21 protein-coding genes are annotated in these 18279 nt (G+C 68.1%); 11 read left to right on the top strand and 10 right to left on the bottom strand.

Annotation, left to right across the window (positions count from 1 at the left end):
• Positions 1 to 118: 118 nt before the first annotated feature.
• The 8 genes from ACIBEI_RS42050 (at position 119) to ACIBEI_RS42085 (ending at position 6638) form a co-directional block, all read left to right on the top strand.
• The gene (locus ACIBEI_RS42050) at positions 119 to 1423 is read left to right on the top strand and encodes a radical SAM protein (RefSeq protein ID WP_398896123.1); all 1305 of its coding nucleotides are present in this window, start codon (positions 119 to 121) and stop codon (positions 1421 to 1423) included.
• A 108-nt stretch (positions 1424 to 1531) separates the two neighbouring features.
• Positions 1532 to 2239, top strand: coding sequence for a hypothetical protein (locus ACIBEI_RS42055; RefSeq protein WP_398896125.1), 708 nt, complete (start codon positions 1532 to 1534; stop codon positions 2237 to 2239).
• Positions 2239 to 3480: an aminotransferase class I/II-fold pyridoxal phosphate-dependent enzyme gene (locus tag ACIBEI_RS42060; protein ID WP_398896127.1), complete on the top strand. Its 1242-nt coding sequence runs from the start codon at positions 2239 to 2241 to the stop codon at positions 3478 to 3480. Before ACIBEI_RS42055 ends, ACIBEI_RS42060 begins: the two co-directional genes overlap by 1 nt.
• Complete coding sequence (locus ACIBEI_RS42065; RefSeq protein ID WP_398896128.1) at positions 3477 to 4421, top strand: hypothetical protein; 945 nt, start codon at positions 3477 to 3479, stop codon at positions 4419 to 4421. Before ACIBEI_RS42060 ends, ACIBEI_RS42065 begins: the two co-directional genes overlap by 4 nt.
• Positions 4352 to 4798, top strand: coding sequence for a formyltransferase family protein (locus tag ACIBEI_RS42070; protein WP_398896130.1), 447 nt, complete (start codon positions 4352 to 4354; stop codon positions 4796 to 4798). The genes ACIBEI_RS42065 and ACIBEI_RS42070 overlap by 70 nt, the downstream gene beginning before the upstream one ends.
• Positions 4795 to 5466: a hypothetical protein gene (locus tag ACIBEI_RS42075; protein WP_398896132.1), complete on the top strand. Its 672-nt coding sequence runs from the start codon at positions 4795 to 4797 to the stop codon at positions 5464 to 5466. Before ACIBEI_RS42070 ends, ACIBEI_RS42075 begins: the two co-directional genes overlap by 4 nt.
• The gene (locus ACIBEI_RS42080) at positions 5467 to 6279 is read left to right on the top strand and encodes an endonuclease/exonuclease/phosphatase family protein (RefSeq protein WP_398896134.1); all 813 of its coding nucleotides are present in this window, start codon (positions 5467 to 5469) and stop codon (positions 6277 to 6279) included. It begins immediately after the preceding gene.
• Positions 6280 to 6509: 230 nt separating this feature from the next.
• Positions 6510 to 6638: a hypothetical protein gene (locus ACIBEI_RS42085; protein WP_398896135.1), complete on the top strand. Its 129-nt coding sequence runs from the start codon at positions 6510 to 6512 to the stop codon at positions 6636 to 6638.
• 152 nt (positions 6639 to 6790) lie between these two features.
• On the opposite strand, the gene ACIBEI_RS42090 is transcribed toward ACIBEI_RS42085, so the two are convergent.
• Positions 6791 to 7384, bottom strand: a complete 594-nt coding sequence (locus ACIBEI_RS42090) for an NUDIX domain-containing protein (protein WP_398896137.1) — start codon at positions 7382 to 7384, stop codon at positions 6791 to 6793.
• 311 nt (positions 7385 to 7695) lie between these two features.
• Positions 7696 to 8112 (bottom strand): hypothetical protein, encoded by a 417-nt coding sequence (locus ACIBEI_RS42095; RefSeq protein WP_398896138.1) that lies wholly within the window; start codon positions 8110 to 8112, stop codon positions 7696 to 7698.
• A gap of 142 nt (positions 8113 to 8254) precedes the next feature.
• Here ACIBEI_RS42095 and ACIBEI_RS42100 point away from each other — a divergent pair, with 142 nt between their 5' ends.
• Together ACIBEI_RS42100 and ACIBEI_RS42105 are read left to right on the top strand one after the other, a co-directional pair.
• The gene (locus ACIBEI_RS42100) at positions 8255 to 8920 is read left to right on the top strand and encodes a hypothetical protein (protein WP_398896139.1); all 666 of its coding nucleotides are present in this window, start codon (positions 8255 to 8257) and stop codon (positions 8918 to 8920) included.
• 271 nt (positions 8921 to 9191) lie between these two features.
• Positions 9192 to 9695 (top strand): NUDIX domain-containing protein, encoded by a 504-nt coding sequence (locus ACIBEI_RS42105; RefSeq protein ID WP_398896140.1) that lies wholly within the window; start codon positions 9192 to 9194, stop codon positions 9693 to 9695.
• A gap of 49 nt (positions 9696 to 9744) precedes the next feature.
• Here the strand turns inward: ACIBEI_RS42105 and ACIBEI_RS42110 are convergent, their stop codons facing one another.
• Together ACIBEI_RS42110 and ACIBEI_RS42115 are read right to left on the bottom strand one after the other, a co-directional pair.
• Positions 9745 to 10971 (bottom strand): acyl-CoA dehydrogenase family protein, encoded by a 1227-nt coding sequence (locus ACIBEI_RS42110; RefSeq protein ID WP_398896141.1) that lies wholly within the window; start codon positions 10969 to 10971, stop codon positions 9745 to 9747.
• Positions 10972 to 11001: 30 nt separating this feature from the next.
• The gene (locus ACIBEI_RS42115) at positions 11002 to 11796 is read right to left on the bottom strand and encodes a DapH/DapD/GlmU-related protein (protein WP_398896143.1); all 795 of its coding nucleotides are present in this window, start codon (positions 11794 to 11796) and stop codon (positions 11002 to 11004) included.
• Positions 11797 to 12022: 226 nt separating this feature from the next.
• Here ACIBEI_RS42115 and ACIBEI_RS42120 point away from each other — a divergent pair, with 226 nt between their 5' ends.
• Positions 12023 to 12784, top strand: coding sequence for a GntR family transcriptional regulator (locus ACIBEI_RS42120; protein WP_398896145.1), 762 nt, complete (start codon positions 12023 to 12025; stop codon positions 12782 to 12784).
• Between the two features lie 145 nt (positions 12785 to 12929).
• Here the strand turns inward: ACIBEI_RS42120 and ACIBEI_RS42125 are convergent, their stop codons facing one another.
• The 6 genes from ACIBEI_RS42125 to ACIBEI_RS42150 form a co-directional block, all read right to left on the bottom strand.
• Complete coding sequence (locus ACIBEI_RS42125) at positions 12930 to 13340, bottom strand: hypothetical protein (protein ID WP_398896146.1); 411 nt, start codon at positions 13338 to 13340, stop codon at positions 12930 to 12932.
• A gap of 13 nt (positions 13341 to 13353) precedes the next feature.
• Positions 13354 to 13950: a DUF6262 family protein gene (locus tag ACIBEI_RS42130; RefSeq protein WP_398896148.1), complete on the bottom strand. Its 597-nt coding sequence runs from the start codon at positions 13948 to 13950 to the stop codon at positions 13354 to 13356.
• Positions 13947 to 14120, bottom strand: coding sequence for a hypothetical protein (locus ACIBEI_RS42135; RefSeq protein WP_398896150.1), 174 nt, complete (start codon positions 14118 to 14120; stop codon positions 13947 to 13949). Before ACIBEI_RS42135 ends, ACIBEI_RS42130 begins: the two co-directional genes overlap by 4 nt.
• Complete coding sequence (locus tag ACIBEI_RS42140; RefSeq protein WP_398896152.1) at positions 14117 to 16759, bottom strand: tyrosine-type recombinase/integrase; 2643 nt, start codon at positions 16757 to 16759, stop codon at positions 14117 to 14119. The genes ACIBEI_RS42135 and ACIBEI_RS42140 overlap by 4 nt, the downstream gene beginning before the upstream one ends.
• A complete protein-coding gene (locus ACIBEI_RS42145; RefSeq protein ID WP_398896154.1) occupies positions 16756 to 17949 on the bottom strand; it encodes a tyrosine-type recombinase/integrase in 1194 nt (397 codons plus the stop codon). The genes ACIBEI_RS42140 and ACIBEI_RS42145 overlap by 4 nt, the downstream gene beginning before the upstream one ends.
• Positions 17950 to 18035: 86 nt before the next feature.
• Positions 18036 to 18263: a hypothetical protein gene (locus ACIBEI_RS42150; protein WP_398896156.1), complete on the bottom strand. Its 228-nt coding sequence runs from the start codon at positions 18261 to 18263 to the stop codon at positions 18036 to 18038.
• Between the last annotated feature and the right edge of the window lie 16 nt (positions 18264 to 18279).

Genomic DNA, 18279 nt, shown 5'->3' on the forward strand with positions numbered 1-18279 from the left:
GGTCGCCCACGGCGCAGGCGAAACCACGATTGCGGACAGCCTGAGCTTTTATCACGGCGATCTGCCGCTCGAGGACATCCCCGGCCTTGGCCATGCAGGGGCGCTCCGGGGCGGCGGCATGAGGATCCGTACGAAGCTGCGCACCGCAAAGGTACCCAATGCCCGGCTCGTAGACTTCCTGCCCGAACTCGACCTCCTCGACCGCACCCTGGACTGCCGTGGAGTGGTCCAGCTGGAGGCGTCCAGGGGCTGCACCTCCGCCTGCAGCTTCTGCCCCCGCAGCCACAAAGGGGCCTGGGCAGCTGGCTCCGCACCGAGCCTCGCCATCGTCCTGCCGGAACTCACACGGGCCTTCGACCGGCATCCCGAGACATCCAGGACTGTGTACCTGGTCGACGAGGAATTCTTCGGCAGAGGAGACGACGCCGTGGCCCGCGCGCTGGAGCTGGCGGGGCTGCTGCACGATGCGGGGTTCTCGTGGGAGTCCTCCTGCCGCGTCGACCAGGTGGTTCGCCCGGAGACAGACCGGCCCTGGCATTTGTCCCGGGCCCGGATGTGGCGGCAGCTGAACCAACTTGGGCTCCGGCGCATGCTGTTCGGGGTCGAGTCCGGTGTGGACTCGGTCCTCACCCGGTTCAACAAGGACACCACCGGAGACCAGAACGCCCTGGCCATCCGGACGCTGACCGCCCTCGGCGTCCCCACCCGCTTCACCTACATCACCTTCGACCAGCAGATGACCCTCGACGAGCTCCGGGCCACCCACGCGTTCCAGGGACGCACCGACCTGCTGCTCGCCCCACAGCCCCACCTGAGTATCGACGAGATCGTCGATGGTGTCCGGGACCCGCAGTGGGTCGCCTCACACTCCACCGGCAGGCCGTTCCACGCCGGCATCTCCTACATGCTCGTCTCCATGGAGTGCCTGATCGGCGCCGCCTACACCCGCAAGGCTCAGGCCCTCGGGCTTACCGGGGCCGTCGATCCGAGCATGGGGAGGGTCGAAGCCCGCTTCGCCGACCAGCGCATCGGCGCCTGCTCCCGCCACGCCCAGATGTGGGTGGACCGGACGTTCGCCCTGGACTACACCCTCAAGAGCCTGGAGAAGATCGTGGACGGGCGTGCGCGGAACGTTCTGCACGACGCGAGAGTGGCGATCCGAGCAGCCGCTTACTCGGTCTTCACCGGCATGCTGACGCTCATCGACACCACATCCGCCGGACCGGAACTCCTCGATTCCGCGCTGCGCGACCTCATGGACGAGGAACTGGGCATGCTCCAGAGGGCGATTGGCGAACTCATCGGACAGTCACTGCCGGTGCTTTCCACCACGAACGCCGCCGTTCTGCACGGTGAGCACCAGCGCTGGCTCGCAACCCGGCAATGGCAGCTCATCAACGCCGCCGACGCCTGCGGCACGTGAACAGCCCGGCATCGGCTCGGGCTCGACCGAAACACTCGCACCGGTCACAGACGAATTCGACAATCGAAGTAGACCGGAACGAGACGTCAACGGGCAGGAGAGGATGGCATGGCGGCAGAACGCGGGCGACTGATCGCCCTGGAGGGCCCCGACGGGATCGGCAAGACCACCCTCGCGCAAGCTCTTGCCGACACCACCTACGAACAGGCCTGCGCCGAGGGAGCATCATCGTCCGGGCTGGTCTTCGTGCCACGACGCCAGATCTCAGCAACCTCCCCCTACGCCCACCAGCTCATGAGCCAACTGGCCTCCATGCTCTGGCATTCGGGAGACAGCCCCGACCTGCCGGACGGCTTCTGGGTCACCCTCCAGGCATCCTGGTACACGGCGCTGCGCACCACGGTGCTGGAGCCTCTGATCGCGGCCGGACACGACGTGATCATGGACGGCTGGTGGTTCAAGTTCTTCTCCAAGCTCCTTGTGCAGGGCTGGGCCCAGGCCGACCTCGACGTGATCTTCGGCAGGGTTCCGCCTCCGGATGGGGTGATCGTGCTGACCGCTGATCTAGGTGCTTTGTACGACCGGAAGCAGGCCTTCCAGCCTCGCGAGATGGGCATGCACGCCGGAGTGAGCGACTACGGCCGCACGGCGTTCGTCACCTACCAGCAGGACGGCCTGAAGAACCTGCTGGGCTATGCCGGCCACCACCGGTGGCCGGTCGTCGAACTCGACGTCACCGCATCCGTCCCCGACACGATCGCCCGGCTGAAACCGCAGGTCGACCAGCTCCTCAACGCAGAAGGAGACCCCAGTTGATGAACGCCCTGGCCGCCCACGGCGGACCCAAGACGGTCGACTTGCCAGCACCGCACTACCAGTGGCCCATCGTTGACGCCTCGCTGGAGAAGGCGATCCTCGACCAGGCCCACCGGTCCCTGTCGGACCGGGACGCCACCGGGATTATCGGTGAGTACGAGCGGGCGTTCGCCTCCTTCCTCGGCGTGGGCCCCGGTCAGGTCGTGTCGATGGCGTCCGGGACCGCGGCGATCCACGCGATGAGCCGCGTCGCCGGACTGAGCCCGGGGGATGCGGTCCTCGCCCCCGCGTACACGTTCCTGGCCACCGCTTCCCCCTTTGCCTTCGACGGAGTCGAGGTCGTGTTCTGCGACGCGGACCCCTCCACCGGGAACGTCACCGCGCAGTCACTGGCCGCGCGGATGCAACCGAACGTCAAGGCCGTGATCGTCACCCACATGTGGGGCATCCCGTGCCCGATGGACGAGATCGCCGCGTTCTGCGCCGACCACGGACTGATCCTCATGGAGGACTGCTCACACGCCCATTTCGCGAGCTGGGACAGCCGCCCGGTCGGCACCTGGGGCGACATGGCGGTGTTCTCCACCAACCAGAAAGCCATCACCACCGGGGAGGGCGGAATCTTCCTGGCCCGCGAGACGCGGCTGCGTGAACTGGCGGTCTTGTACGCGCACTACAACAAACGGTCCCTGACCGAGATCGACCCTGCCGCCGAACACTTCCCTTTCGCCTTCACCGGCATGGGACTGAAGGAGCGAATGACCACACTCGGCGCGGCGATCGGCATGCACCAGCTCGGGCGGGCCGATCAGGTAGAGGCCAGGCGCCGCCAGAATCTCGACGCACTGATCAAGACACTGGACGGCAACCCCGTCATCGCCCCGGTCACCGTCCCGCCCGAGAGGGGCGAACACGGGCTGTACGTGTTCGGCCTGCTCTTCCATCCCGACCAGGCGACCGTGACCCGCGACGAATTCGTGCGACTCTGCGTCGCCGAAGGCGCCCTGGACGTCGACGCGCCTGGCTCGACCCGCGACATCTCCGGCGAGCCGCTGTTCGCCCGCCGGGCCCCGCACGCACCCTGGCGGCCCGCAGCCGTCCACCCGGTGGCCCTCCCCGGCGTCGCCGCGTTCCAGGAATCCTTCATCAAGATTCCCGCCTGGGGCTACCCCGGCGACGAGGACCTCACCGAGGGCTACCGGACCGCTCTCGCCAAGGTCAGCGAGCACGTCGCCCGATGACTGCCACCCAGGGGCTGGCCGAGGACCGGTTCCCCGTACGGCGCGACGTCGACGGCGACTTCACCCCCGCGCAGATCCTCGCCGCACTGCCGAAGGCACCCCGGGATGGCCGTCCCGTGCCCCTCGCCGGAGTGGCAGAGTCCGCACACGCCGCACGCCTGTGGTCACCCGCTGAGGCCACCGAAGGAGCCCTGCAGGCCAGCCCCCCTGTACCCCCGCTGCCCGACCACGGGCAAGCTGCCGTCCTGGCCTACGACGTGGATCTGCTGCACCGCTTCGAGACCGCACCTCTGTGGCGGCCCTCGGTCGAGGCGCGCACCCGCGCTTTGTCCCCCCGCGTGGCCGGAGACTGGCTGACGCTCGCCGACCACTGGATCGGCCTCTCCCGCGTCATCGACGACCTGCGCTTCCTCAACGGTGCCTGCAAACTCCTCGGCACCGTGTGGACGCGCCACAATGCCGACCACTGGAACGACCCGGACCTCACTACCCGCATCGCGGCGACGGCGGCCCTCCTGGACGGCGCGTGCACCCAACTGTCGGCCCGCCTGTCCGACCGCGTCCTGCCTCCCCGCCCGGCCACCGTTCCCGCCGATCACAAACCGCCCGACCGGCCGGAGACGAGCGGACGGATGAAAACCGTGGTCCTGGCCGGACTCGGCTCCGCCAGCCCCGCGGCCTTCCTGACCACAGCACGCACCCTGGGCGCCGAGGTGGCCGCGGTGTGCTGGTACGCACCACCCAGCGACACGGCCGCGCAACCCGGTATTCCGCCGCCTGGTATCCACCCGAACCCGCCCCCCGCAGCCACGCCGCCCCGGACGTCACCAGCAGCACCGCCCACTGCACCGACTGGGACCAGGTCGAAACCGTGCTCGCGCGCTGGGAACCGGACCTGCTGGTCCTGCTCGGCATGCCGATCGTCCCCACCGCGATCCTGACCATCCCCACCCTCGCAACCATCAACGCCCACAACGGGGCGCTGCCCACCTACCGCGGCATGGACGCTGTGGGCTGGGCACTCCTCAACAACGACCCCATCACCTGCACCGTCCACCGCGTGACAGCCGGCGTCGATACCGGTCCCGTCCTGCTCACCCAGGCCGTGCCTCTCTCGCCCCGGCAGACACTGCGGCGGCGGGTGAAGTCCACCCAGCTCACCCTGCTGTCCGCCGTCACCGCCCACACGGCGACGGCCCGCCAGCTCCCCGACGGCGTCAGCCAATCCCCGCACCTGGCCCGCCAGTTCTACCGCCTGCACCCCCACCTCAAGCGCATCCTGGATGCGTCCCCCTACGGAACAGGAGGCACCCGGTGATCACCACAGCGCATCGGACCTTCGCAGACCTGCGCGACATCGACTGGAACGACACCGGCTCGATCGTGACCGGCTGCCAGCCCGCCTACGACACCATCACCCAAGACCCTGACCTCTTCACGGCACTCCTGCGCCGCATCCCCGACGATCCGGTGCTGGCCCCCATGTGCGAGCAGTACGACTTCATGGACAAACTCGTCCTCTACGCCGACGGCGGGATCCGCGTCCGGCTGCACCTGTACCGCTCCGGCCACTTCGACCGGCCGCACCACCACCGCTGGCCCTTCTTCTCCGGGATCTACCAGGGGCAGTACCTCCACCGGATCTTCGGCGCGGACACCGACTTCGACGAGCACACCGACGCCCGCGCCCTCAAACCGATTATGGAACGTATTGAACGCCCCGGATCCAGCTACGCCCTGCACCACACCACGGTCCACACCGTCCAGGCCGACGCCGACACCATCTCGATCCTCGTGCGCGGCCCCGCGAGGCGCGACAGCTTCCTCATCCTCGACACCGACAGCGGAAAGTCCTTCCGGGTCTTCGGCGCCGCGCAGGAAACACCGGAGCAACGGGCGGCCAAGCAGATGACCCCCAGCGAGCTCACCGACACCATCGTCCGGGTCCGGCAGCTCACCGGCCTCGCCACCAGCCAGGAGCACTAAATGCACGACGAGGGAATCCAAGGCTCTCTGTTCGGAAGTCTCGACGACGAGGTCAGCTCCACAGCAGAACCCGATGCGCTGCGCGTGTGCGCACTCAACATCAACAACCCCAGCCGCCAGCGCGCCCAGACGAACCTCAACTGGCTGCTGGGCACCGGCAGCAACGTCCTGGTCCTGACCGAGATGAAGGCCAGCGACGGAAGCCGCCTGATCATCAGCGGCCTGGAGGCCGAGGGATTCGACACCCACCTCCCGCCCGGCTGGACCGAAAGCCCGTACTTCACCCTGATCGCCACCCGAGGCTTCCAGCATCTCCCGGTCGCCGACCAGTTCGATGCCCGCGCCATCGCCGTCGATCTCCTCACCGCCGACGAAAAGATCAGACTGGTCGGCCTGTACGGGCCCACCAACGGTATGACCACCGAGAGCAGCGACCGGCGCCGGGTCTTCCAGAAAGGGTTCCTCGAGTACCTCCACAGCGCCCTACAGCCCAAACTCGTCCTGGCCGGCGATTTGAACGTCATCGAGCCCAGTCCTCAGTCGCACCTGGACTCCTTCCAGGACCACGACTACGCCTTCTACACCGGCCTCCAGGAACTCGGCCTGACCGACCTTTTCAGGAAGCTGCATCCCTCAGCCCTCGCACACAGCTGGCTCAGTGACCGGTACGGCTCACAACGCCTCGACCACATTTTCGCCACCACCAGGACTGGAACGGTCATCAGCTGCGACTACGACCACGCTCCCAGGACAGCCCAGTTCACCGACCACGCGGCCCTCCTCACCACCATCGCCCTGGAGACCAACGCGTGACCCGGCCCGCCGTCAGCTGCTTCAGCTACCTCGCCGCCACCCGCACCCTGCACGTCCAGGACTACCTAAAGATCAATTAAGGGGTGCACGTCCACACCACGACCAATTCATGGCCAGCAGGCCCTTGGCCGCGGAAATACTCACCGCGTTCGGGCATGACACGGAAACACCGTGCACCAGGGCTGTGTTGACGTCCTGCAGACCAAGGCTGACGAACAAGATCCCGAGGGGTGGAGCGGATACTGCGGGAACTGCTGGTCCTCGACATCGCCGAACTCGTCCTGGTCGCCACCAGCCGCAACGGAGCAGTCGGTCCGCGCGGCAAAGGCACCGTTTTCGAAGCCCGACGCTGCAGGTGACCGTGCGGCAGGTACAGGGTGTCGGATCAGCGGTCTCCGCCGCTCTGAATCCACGCCCGCAGTCGTGGAGTGACCGATCGGGAAGCCACTAGTGCGGCAGAAGCCTCACGCCGATCTTCCGCCCCTGGACGATCCTCAGCTGCAGAGCCCGACTAGCCGGCCGGTACCAGGTCCAGCACAGACGACAGTTTCTCCATGAACCGGGACATCTGTGGGTCGAAATTGCCCACCCACGTCGTCGGGTCACCCAGAGGGAACCAGCGGCACTCCGAGAACTCCGCAGGATCGGGGACGATCTCCTGCTTCTGGTCGGCGGCAAACACGAACCACATCGTCACATCGGTGTGCACGTGCGGCGGACGGGTCTCCGTCACGGTCAAGAAGAAGGGATCGGAACCGAAGCGGGAATGGAACGGCGGATCCACCTTCAGTTCCTCATCCAGCTCCCGAACCACCGTTACTCGCGGGTCCTCGTCGGGATCCACATGGCCCCCAGGCATCAACCACGCCTTGGCCTTGGCATGGTCCACGAGCATGATGGTCCCCGCCGCCTCATCGACAAGCGCGGCGTAGACCGCCAAATGCTGGTCGGGCGTAGCAGGTCTAGCCGTGCGGAAAAGCGGACTGCCCGAGTCGATCCAGTCGGTCATCCGCCGCTGGTCCGAGGCCTCCCGCTCATCGAACGGGACAACCGCTTGAACGAGATCCCGAACAACCTGCCGGGGATCACACTGGCCATTGAGCATCAAAGACCCATTCCACATAGGAGATCCGGTGAACCACAGACCCCTCTAAGTCCACCAGCGCAACACCTTATCGGCCACAGCCCGTCGCCACTCCACTATCTCTGTGGCACGCTCCCGCCCGGCTCAGTTCACACCCAGAAGGAACGCGAGCGCCTCTCCCCCCAGCCCGACCAGCGCAGCCACAAACTCCTGGCCTGACCAGCGAACTCACTCCCGAGGATCCCGCGTGTCCAGATAGTGCAGGCGGGCGGCGTCCGAGGGGTTCACGAGGCGGGAGCCACCCCGTGCCGCGAACCCCTCGGGTTTCTGCGCTAGAACGCCGCAGTACGGTCTTCGCTGCGCGAGTCGGTTACCTGGTGCGCGGCGTAGACGCCCCCGCGCGACTTGCGACGCCAGGGACGTGCGTAGGCCACTGCTTCAGCGGCCGCCTCGGAACCGTCGTCGAGGTCTACGACCGCCACCGACGGCGATCCGTCGGCTGGGCATCGCTCAAGCCATTCGCCGTTGGGGGCGATGACTCCGGACGGCCCGATGGAGCTGTGCTGCGTGGGCACCGAGAAGCTGACCCAGTAGCTGTTGGCCGCGGCGTGGCCTTGGGCTTGGGCGGCGGCGTTGCCCGGGGAGACGCCGGTCGTGGAGAACAGGACGCAGTCGACGTCCAGCTTCTCGTACTCGGCGAACAACTCCGGGTAGTGGATCTCCATGCCGAGCAGGCAGCCGAAGCGCACACCGTCGACCTCTTTTCCGAATGCCCGGATGTCCGTATTGGGGTTGACCAGGCGAGATGCGTCGCGTAGGTGTCCGGGACGTGGCGCTGGCAGTTCGTCAAACAGGCTCTGCGAGTGACTCGTTCGCTCTAGCGTTGATCTTATGAAGCAGCAGGAGAGTGTCCAGGGGACTTCGGCGGAGGCCGATGATGAGGCGAAGCGGGTAGTCCGTGGCTGTGACGCATTGCTTGATGAGTGCGACACGGCCATCGCCGACTTGAGGGAGACGCTCCGTCAGAAGATTGAGGAGCGCGACAACCTAGCCGCCTTGCGAGAAGAGGCGGTGAAGTTGATCAATGTCGGGCCGCGCCTGGAGAGGATGCGTCAGCATGCCGCCGAACTGCGCCGCCGTCCACTCGACGACGTGGACGTCGACTCGCTTGTGCGGTCCGGCCTGGTGGACATCAGGAAGGAGCTGGCGCGTGCTTCTGCGCTCCCTGAGGGGCTCGAAGGTCGCGCTAACTCGGCTGGGGAGCCGGAGCCTCGGCCGGCTCCGGACAAGGTACTCATCCGATCAAGTGGGCAGCGAGATCTTCTTGCCGTCATCGCCTCCCGGGCCGACCCCTGGTGCAGCGAGCAACTCGCGAAGGCTCTGGGTATTCCGCTAGGGGACGCGAAAGGGCGCAAAGCGGTGCGTAATCGCCTGGCCTCCCTCGTCGAGAAGGGTGTGCTCGAACGCGCCGACGCAGACCCGGCCTGGGGCACCCGGTCGGTCTTCTATCGCTTGTGCGCGCCCTGGGCATACGTCGGACCGGCCAGCACTCGTTGAACGCTGACGGCATGGCCTCACCACGGTGTTGGCGCTGACCTGCGGTGACACGTCGCGCGTGTCCCCGACGTGCCACCGGGCAGGATGCTCGATTTTCGGCCCCTTCAGCCCCTGACGGGGTCAGAACACGGCAGTCAGGAGATCAACTCGGGCGTGCTCGGGGGCAGCGAAGACGGTGGGTGCGATGTCGCGGGTGCGGGTGCGGGTGCGGTGGGGCGAGTGGGGTGTTTTGGCCCCGCGTGACGCCTGGTGCTGTCTAGGCTCGCTGGGCATGAGTACTGCTGCTTCGGAAGACCCTGCCGTCGAGTTGTCGGAATATGACCGGAAGCTGCCGCGGAAGCGGGTGGCAGCCGGTGTCTTGTTCTTCGACGCGGACGGCCGCGTGATGCTGGTCGATCCGATCTATAAAGACCCGTGGGAGATCCCCGGCGGCGCCGTGGAGTGGGACGAGTCGCCCCGCGACGGTGCCGTGCGGGAGGTGAAGGAAGAGCTCGGGCTGGCCTGGCAGCCGGGCCGGCTGCTCGGAATCGACTGGGTCGGCCCGCGGCCGGGACGCAGCGAGGGCATCGTCGCCATCTTCGACGGCGGTGTGCTGGACCCCGAACAGGTCGCCGGGATCCGGCTGCAGGACGAGGAGGTCCGCGCCTTCGAGTTCGTCGGCCTGGACCAGGTCCGTGAGCGGTTGATCCCGCTGCTCGCGAGGCGGGTGGAGGCGTGCATGGCCGCTCGCGAGCGCGGGGAGATGATCTATCTGGAGAACGGCATCCTGGCGTGATGTGACCCGTCGGCCCCCGGGCGGCGGGCGCCCCGGGGCCTTCGCGGTGTCAGGCTGCGGCCGGCTGCCCGGTGCTGTCGGCGGGCCTGGGCCGGGGGATCCCCGCCGGTGGCGGGGTGGTGAGGGTGCGTCCGGCCGATCGCAGTAGCGAGTCGTGGATGCCGTCGGCATAGAGTAGGCCGCCGACGTCCGCGCGGGCCTTGGCCAGCGCCGAGTCGGCCCGGAAGCCGCCCGCGCCGACCAGCAGTGGCAGTTCCTGGAGGGCGCGGTGGGCGGTGTCGACCGCGTGTGCCTTGACCTCGCGGGACCATAGGTCCGCGTGCGGGCTGCCGGAGGCGGTCAGCCGCGCGGCGGCGATCGCCGCCAGCAGAGCCGCGTTGATCTCGGCGTGTGTGCGGCCGAGGGTGACCAGCGCGGTGTCCCGCAGTCTGGGCAGCAGTCCGGTGGCGGCCCTGGCCGTCAGATTGGCGGCGACCTGGGTGTGGGCGCCGGCGGCGGTGCCCAGTGCGGTCGCCGCGACCAGTGGGCGGAAGGCCGCGAAGTGCCGCCGGAAGACCGCAAGGCCGCCGCCGTCGCCGGCGAGCAGGTCGTCCTCGCTGACCACGACGTCGGTGAGGGCGAGGGTGCCCCAGTCCCAGCCGCCGAGGCCGGAGGGGGTGATGGGGCCGCGCTCAAGGCCCGGGGCGCCCGCTTCGACGACGGCGGCGGTGATCTTGTCGTCGGGGTTCTTGAAGAACACCACGAACGCCGCCGACTCGGTCAGCCGGGAGACCCAGCACTTCTCGCCGTTGATCCACCAGCCGCCGCCCGGCCGGACGGTGGCCCTGGTGGTGATCTCCTGGAGGCGGCTTCCGCCGTGCCGTTCGGTCGCGGCGATGCCGACCAGGTCGCCGCCCGCGAGCCGGGCCCTCCAGCGGCGCCGGACCGGCTCGGTCCCGTGCCCCAGGATCATGCGGCCGTGCCCGGGGCCGACTGCGTCGCGCAGGTCCAGGTCGTGGAAGCCGCAGACGAACCCGGCCAGGGCCTCGGTCATCGCCTTCGTCTCTCCGGTGTTGTCGCCGCGGCTGTGGTCGGTGCGGACGCGTTCGGCCAGGCGGCGGCGGACGGCCAGCAGCCGGACCGAGGCCGGTGCCCCGGCCTGTGGGGTGGCTGCCAGGATCTCGGTCAGGTCCGCCTCCAGGCGGGCCAGCCGCGCGATATGGCGGTCGGTCAGGTCCGGCAGGACGGGCCGCAGCGGGGTGATCCATTGATCGATGCAGGTCCTCGTGTGGTTCATGGTCGTCCTCTCCCCGTCACCGGGTGGGTGTCAGGTCTCGTCCGGCTGGGGGCGGACGCGGGCGGGGACACCGAAAGCGGTCGCCCCGCCCGGGACGTCCCGGGTGACGACGGATCCGGCGCCGACCAGGGCGTGTTCACCGACGATGACGCCGGACAGGACCGTCGAGCCGGAGCCGACCTTGGCGCCGTTCTCGAAGCGGGGCGGGAGGAGATCCGGCTCCCGGTCCGGGTCGCGCCAGACGAGGTGCTTGTCGTTGACGGTGCGGATCCCGGCGCCGAGGAAGACGTCGTCGCCGATCACGGTCGCGGAGGTGATGTGCGAGTGGGGCGAGAGACGGACCCGGCTGCCGATCCGGCACTCGCGCTCGATCACCAGGAAGTGGCCGAGCACGCAGTCGTCGCCGATCCTGACGTGACTGCGGACCAGACTCTGGTGGCCGACCGTGGTGTTCGCGCCGATCTCACATCCGGCATAGACGATTGCCCCGGCCCGCAGGGTGCTGTTCGCGCCCAGACGGGTGCGGGCGCCGTAGCCGGCATAGGTGCGGCCGACCGCGTAACCGAGTTCGGGCTTGCCGACGATGGTGTGCTCTTCGATGCGGGCGCCGTCGCCCGCCTCGGTGCCGCCGCAGAGCACCGCCCCCGGTCCGACGACGACGTGGTCGCCGAGCTTGATCGGCCGCAGGGTGCCCTGCTCGTCCTGCGGCTCGAAGACGGCGTGCGGGCTGATCCGGCAGCCGGCGCCCGTCTCCAGCAGCCCCGTCGCCACCAGCTCCTCAAGCGTGGTGGCCTGCATCCTTGCCGTGCTGTGACGTTCTTTCACCAGGTGCCTCCGTCTGCTCGGCCGCCCGTCCGCCGTCCCCGCGCCCGGATGAGGGCATGGCGAGGCAAGCCGGCGGGCCCGGCCTGAGGGACAACAACAAGGGCATGCGCCGACACTGACGGCGCATTAGAACTAGGACTATGTTCTTCCCCGAAAACCGGCGGGTCAATAGGGCTAGGACTAAGTTATGCGGTGAGGAGTCCTGAAACCGTCGAGGAGGAGCGTCATGAACGACCCCGCCTATCGTCAGATCGCCGCTGACCTGCGAGGAGCCATCGAGCGGGGGGAGTATCCCGAGCAGGCGGTGCTGCCGAAGATCACTGACATTGCCCGGGACCACGGGATCTCGAAGCAGACCGCCCGCGAGGCGATCGCCGAGCTGGAGGCCGAGGGGCTGGTGGAGGTGGTCCGCCGCCGCGGGACCGTGGTCCGCGCCCGTCCCGCAAGGCGGCGCCTGACCCGGAGCCGCCAGGTCTTCCGCGACGAGCGGGGATACTACTTCGACCCAACTGCCCAGCCCTGGCGGGCGCTTGAGGCGCCCACGATCTCCTGGGGACGTCCGCCGAAGGACGTGGCCCTCATGCTCGGCGTCGAGCCGGACGAGGACGTACTCATCCGCGACCGGGTCATGGGGGACGCCGAAGCGGGCAAGCCGATGCAGCTGGCCACCAGCTTCCTGCCGGCCGCCGTTGCCCGCGGGACCCGGCTCGCCGAACGCGACACCGGCCCGGGCGGCATCTACGACCTCCTGGAGGAGATGGGCCACCGCCCCCTGGCCTGGGAGGAGACGGTCGGCTCCCGCATGCCCACGCCCGCCGAGACCGAACGGCTTCACCTGGCCAAGGGCGTCCCGCTGCTGCGGATCGTGCGGACGTCCACCGGCCCTGACGGGACCGTGGTCGAGGTCAACGACACCCGCATGTCCGCCGACGACTTCGAGGTCGGATACTCCGTCACCCGCCACTCGTCAGCTGAGCTCCCCGCCTGAGCCGACACACATCGTGCCGGTCCACGTCCTCCCCTCCTCGAGGAGGGGAGGACGTACCACTGAACGTCCCCAGCCGCGTACGACTGTTCGTTCGGCACCGCCTTTCCGTCTCAGCCGGTTGTTTCTCCTCTTGGTGCGGTTCCGCTCAGAACGGCGTGGATGCCAGCGGCTTGATGGGTTCGGGTTCTTGGGCGGCGAAGATGGTGGGGCCAATGTCCCGGGTGCGCGTTTCGTGCCACCGGTCGCTCTGCCGCTGGGCCCAGGGAATGGGCCTGCGGCTGATCACGAAGGAGTCGGGGCCGGAGTCCTGCTGGATGACGATCAGCGCGGGTTCCCAGGTGGTGTCCTCGGTGTGGGCGTCGACGAAGGGCAGGTGCCGCATGTCGCCGTCCCAGCGGACGGCCGGTGCTGCGTCGGCCAGGGCGAGGGTCGTTTCCAGGAGCCAGGCGGCCTTCTCGGGCCGGACATTGTCGGTCAGCCAGTGGGTGAGGGGGACGAAGCCGTCGCCGTCGTTGGCTTCGAGGTCGATGGGGTTGTTGAGGTGGTAGACGAACACGGCGGTGGCTCCTTCACGGCCGGGCGCCGGCCGGGACGGCCTGCTGGAGTTCGAGGAGCTGGATTTCGAGGTCGGCGATGCGTTTGTCGGAGAAGCGGAGGTTGGTGCGGGCGCCTTCGAGGCGTTCTTGGAGCTTGCGGTGTTCCTGCGTCACCTGCTGGATGCGGCGCTTGAGGGTGGTGTTCTCGGTGGTGAGCTTCTGGACGGACTCGCCGGGGACCATCTCGTCGACGTCGCGGAGCTGGCCCATGAGCTCGCCGATCCGGTGCCGCTGGACCAGGACCTCGTTCTGGGTCCGGGTGAGTTCTGCCTCGGCGTTCAGGGCCCGCTCGCGCCAGGACGCCTCGATCTGCTCGTGCTTGTCGCCCGTGCGCCGGTCGTGCCGGCTCTTGCTGTCGGCGACGGCCTGCTGGACGAGAGCGCGGGCGTCCGGGTTCTCGTAGAGGAACGTGGCGGACACGTCCGCACGCTCGGCGATTGCACGCACTGCGAGCCGTCCGCGCTCGCGGCGGAGCTGGCCGATGGCCTTCTCGACGCGGCTGAGTTTGTCCTGGGTCTGCTGGCGTCGGGCAGCGATGGCCGCCGCGGTCTGGCCGAGGCCGGAGGTCACGATGTGCCCTCGCCTTCGCCATCTCGCTGGGCGTTGTCCATCCCGGCGGTGCCCTCGGCATACTGGGTCGCCGCGGTGGTGTCCGTGTCGACGTAGAGCATGGCCGTCTTGGTGGGGATGTGTCCCAGGTGCTGGCGAAGGATCTGCAGGCGGAAGCCGTCGTTGGTCATGACAGGTCCTCGTTCTCGTCGGTGCCGTACTCGTCGTCGAAGTCGATGTCGCCGTGGTCCTCGTGCTGGGCGAGTTCGTTTGCGCGGAAGGCGGTGGCCCAGACGCGGCCGAAGTAGTCCTGGGGGCGTCGCAGGTCGAGGGCGAGGGCCTCGTCCAAGAGGCCGACGGCGGCCAGGGCCTTCTCCAGGCCGTCGATCGCGCGGGCGGTGGGCTCGAAATACTGGTGTAGGTAGTCGGCGACCTTGGGGTCGGATGCGCCTTCGGCGACCGCGCGCCACTGCTCGCGCTTGCGATGCCAGTAGACGAGGTCGGCGCCGGACATCACGAACTTCTCGCAGTTGTGGCAGTCCAGCTGCCAGGGACAGGCACCGCCGTCGACCACGGCCTGGAAGGTGCAGAACCCGCCCTCGGCCGGGGTGGACTTGCGGGTGAGGTCGATCATCATCGCCTCGGCCTGTTCGCGGGTCATCGGTTCGCCGCCGGACAGCACCACGCCCGGTTCCGGGGCTCCGGGTCCGGTGACCCAGATCGCGTTCAGTGCGTCTTCGAGACGCTGGTCGGTGTTGGCGAGGTGAACGTAGTGCTCGGCCATCGCCTCGGAGACCTGCCCGAGGTAGCGCTTGACGTGGGTGAGGTTCGCGCCGTTCTTGATCAGGTTCGTGGCCAAGGAATGGCGAGCCTGGTGGGCGACGCAGTGGCCGATGTCGAGCTCGTTGATCCACTCGCGGAACTGCGCGTTGAACCAGCCGTAGCTCATGCCCTTGATGTGCTTGCGGTTCATGGCCCGGCTGGGAAACAGCGCAATCGTCAGGCGCTCTTGAGCGGTGGGCGGTCGGCCTTCTCGCTCGACGAACCGTTCGATGGTCTTGGCCTGGCGTCGCTCGATCCGCTCGTAGAGGCGCTCGGAGATCCGGATGGCCTGGTCGTAGTTGCCGACCTTGGTCGCGTCGTACCAGAACATCGCCAGACCTCCGAGGCGGCCGATGCACTCCAGCCGCAGCTCCAGCACCTCGCGGCAGCGTCGGCCTGTGGTGACCAATGCCTCCCAGATGTCCCGCAGGCCCCGGTCATCGGGGTCCTTGCCCTCCAGCGCCTGCAGGTTCGCCTCGGCCGCGAGGGCCTTGGCGACGTCATCGGGGAACGGCCGGCGGCGGTTCTTGGTTCTGGCGACTCCGGGGATGGCGAGGATGAATGCGCGGTCAAGCCCGAGCCGTTCGGAGTCGCCTGTCTCCAGAGCCTTGCGCAGGGTCCGGCGGACGCCGTTGAAGAACCCGACGACCATGCCCTTGGTGACCGGGTCGTGCTCCTTGCCGCCGCGGCGTCGGGACGCGGCCAGGGGCTGCTGCCCGTGCTCGGCCCGGTGCCGCTGATCGGCGACGAAGTCGATCATGTGACGGCCTTCGAGGAGCCGGGGATCGTGGCCTCCGCCTGGCGCCTGGACCTCCAGAAACGCGCTGAGTTCCGCGCATCCGCGTCGCGTCAGGTCGAAAGGCTGGGTGGTGCGGGGCGGGTTGACCAGCAGGCGGTTCGCCATCTGGTCCCAGAGTAGATCTCTCAGCCAGCGCTGCGAGATGCAGGTCAGGTCGATCTGCCCGCCGTGGTTGCCGAGCTTGACGCCGAAGTGCTCGGTCTCGATGTAGCCGGCGTCCTTGGTGTCCTCGCGGGTGAAGTAGATGATCCGCAGCATGCGGAGCATCGCCTTGCCGACCAGCCGTGGCAGCTGCCGCATGCCGTCGAAGTCCAGGTCCGCGAGTGAGTTGACCTTCTGCTTTCGGCAGTCGTCCGCCAGGTACTGGATCCAGGGCAGCGGCCAGTGTCCGGCCTCGACCTTCACCTGGGTGTGCTGGAACATGCACCACTGGATCTCGGCCTTCACCAGCGGGCGCAGCCTCAGCAACGACACCTTGCCGTCCGTCCGGTTGATCGGGTCTGTTTCAAGGCACCATTTCCGGAACTCCAACTCGTCGTCGTAGTGCACCGGGACCGGCTTGCCCCGGTTCGCGAGCCACCTGCCCCATTGGTTCGGCAGCCGGGCCCCGCCCGGGCAGGCTTCCCTGCGGTACTGACGAACGTGGCGCATGCACAGCCCGATCGGGTTCTCCGCCCGGTCCGGGCATGCCTGCACCTTGCAGTCGCCGAAGGGCGGGAACGGCATCTCCGCCGCGAGCCACTCGTCGTAGTCCGGCTGTCCGTCGCCGTACTTCTTCCGCCAGGACGTCTTCCGCCCCTGCCACCGGTCCGCGTGCAGGAAGCACAACGGTGTCGAGCCCGAGGCCGGGATCCCGGGACAGATCGTGCAGTCCTCGGGCTGATACCAGGACACCGGTTTCAGCGGCTCGGCCGTGCGCATGAAGTCAGCGAGATTGCCGCCCGCTGTCCGGGTCGTGCACCACTCCTCCTCATGGACGGTGCAGAGCGACCGGGTCGGCTCACTTGCACGCTCGCACTGCGGGACGGTGCAGACCCAGCCGTAGCAGTCATGGTCCCCAGGGACGCGGATGATGTCCTGACGGAAGAGTCCGGCGTCGAACCCGGGTGCCGCCATCAGCGTGTGCAGCAGTTCCAGCCGGTCGCCGGTGGTCCGGCTCGGCTGGTCCGGGGTAACGAGGGGTAGCAGGTGACGGACAGGCTCGTTCACTCCGGCTCACCCCAGACCGACTTCAGCGCGGAGACGAACTCCGGGGAGTGCATGTCGGGGTGCCCGTAGACCTCTTCGACGGTCTGCACCGACGCCCAGTTGCCGGCCTCCTTGGCCACCCAACTGTCGTTGTCCGTGACATCGAGGATCTTCGAGGTCGTCGTGTGCCTAAACGCGTGCGGCTTGATGCGGCCGGGCAGCTCGGCCCGCCTTCCGGCCCGCCGCAGCACCCCGCGGGCAGCGTCCGCCGTCCACGGCTCACCGATCCGCGGGCCTGCCAGCTGGATCAGGAGCATGCCGTGCCCCGTCGCGTACTTCGCGTACTCCGTCGTCATGTACTTGAAGTAGGAGCTGACCATGGCCGGGCTCGCCCGGTAGATCTCGCCGCCCGTGATCACTCCGTCGACGAGGTGCCAGTCCTCCTTCTTCTTCGCCCTGGCCCGGTTGGGGTTGGCCTGCCGGTGGCAGACGTGGACGTGCGGGCTCTTGCACTCGCCGCAGCCGGCGTTCTCCCGTAGGTGCAGGTCGACCAGGTGCAGGCCGGTCAGGCCACCGATCCGAAGGGTTGTGTCGGACAACCAGGTCACGACCATCTCGTCCCGGGCGGTGTTCACCGACTCCATCAGCTCCGGCCTGGCACCGTCCGGCAGCATCTTCGGATGACGCCGACGGCTGCCCTGCCGTGGTGCCAGCGGGTTCGTCGGCACCGAGGTGATCACGTGCCCCAGGAAGGCCCTCTTGCGGTCCGCCTGGGTGGGCAGCCGACCGACGTTCAGTGCCTCGCGCAGCTCGTCGTTGATGCCCAGCCTCACACACTGGTGCAGGTAGAAGCGCTTGAGGACGGCCGCCGAAACCGACAGAGCCGCAGTGCCGTACGGACGCTTCGGCGGCACCCGCCACGGCTGCCCGTACGGCATCGGCACTTGTGCACCCACCGCCCCCTGGTAGCGCTGGAGGTCCAGGAGCGTGGTCGTCTCCGTGGTCAGGCCCTCGCGGATGCGCCACCGAAGGTGATCGACGAGGTAGTAGGCGTACGTCTCCTGGGAGCCCGAGCCCTCGTAGAGGCGCAGGTAGCTCTCGGCTTCTTCATCGACCGAGCAGTCCGGGCAGAGGATCGAGAACGCCCAGCTGCCGTCGGCCCGTCTGATCTTCTGGACCCGTAGGTCGTCCAGCACCAACGTGCTTCGCAACAGGATTTCCTTCCGTTTCGTCGCCTATGGCGCGAACAGAAGCAAACCGTTAGCTAAAGACCTACGTGACGCGGCCGAACTGCGTCTCAACGAGCGACACGGACTCGCCGTTGGCAGTCGCTAAAGACCTTGAAGGTCACCGGCGAGCTGCCGGGCGCATACATGTACGAGACCTTCGTGTTCGACAGCAGGCGCTCGTCGTACCGCGTGATGACCTCGCCGTGATCGGAGATGACGTACTGGGTGGGCTGCGCGGCGAGGTCCCGATGTTCCGGGTCTTTTCCGCGCAGCCTCCCGCCGAACCCAGCGGGCATCTATTCGATGCACTGG

Source organism: Streptomyces sp. NPDC050988 (assembly GCF_044456225.1).
GTDB lineage: Bacteria > Actinomycetota > Actinomycetes > Streptomycetales > Streptomycetaceae > Streptomyces.

Excerpts from the sequence above, each read along its gene's own strand:
- ACIBEI_RS42050 (WP_398896123.1), top strand. The coding sequence starts at position 119 with ATGAGGATCCGTACGAAGCTGCGCACCGCAAAGGTACCCAATGCCCGG.
- ACIBEI_RS42135 (WP_398896150.1), bottom strand. The coding sequence starts at position 14,120 with ATGACCAACGACGGCTTCCGCCTGCAGATCCTTCGCCAGCACCTGGGA.
- ACIBEI_RS42110 (WP_398896141.1), bottom strand. The coding sequence starts at position 10,971 with ATGAACCACACGAGGACCTGCATCGATCAATGGATCACCCCGCTGCGG.
- ACIBEI_RS42120 (WP_398896145.1), top strand. The coding sequence starts at position 12,023 with ATGAACGACCCCGCCTATCGTCAGATCGCCGCTGACCTGCGAGGAGCC.
- ACIBEI_RS42060 (WP_398896127.1), top strand. The coding sequence starts at position 2,239 with ATGAACGCCCTGGCCGCCCACGGCGGACCCAAGACGGTCGACTTGCCA.
- ACIBEI_RS42055 (WP_398896125.1), top strand. The coding sequence starts at position 1,532 with ATGGCGGCAGAACGCGGGCGACTGATCGCCCTGGAGGGCCCCGACGGG.
- ACIBEI_RS42105 (WP_398896140.1), top strand. The coding sequence starts at position 9,192 with ATGAGTACTGCTGCTTCGGAAGACCCTGCCGTCGAGTTGTCGGAATAT.
- ACIBEI_RS42065 (WP_398896128.1), top strand. The coding sequence starts at position 3,477 with ATGACTGCCACCCAGGGGCTGGCCGAGGACCGGTTCCCCGTACGGCGC.
- ACIBEI_RS42080 (WP_398896134.1), top strand. The coding sequence starts at position 5,467 with ATGCACGACGAGGGAATCCAAGGCTCTCTGTTCGGAAGTCTCGACGAC.
- ACIBEI_RS42100 (WP_398896139.1), top strand. The coding sequence starts at position 8,255 with ATGAAGCAGCAGGAGAGTGTCCAGGGGACTTCGGCGGAGGCCGATGAT.
- ACIBEI_RS42090 (WP_398896137.1), bottom strand. The coding sequence starts at position 7,384 with ATGCTCAATGGCCAGTGTGATCCCCGGCAGGTTGTTCGGGATCTCGTT.
- ACIBEI_RS42150 (WP_398896156.1), bottom strand. The coding sequence starts at position 18,263 with ATGCCCGCTGGGTTCGGCGGGAGGCTGCGCGGAAAAGACCCGGAACAT.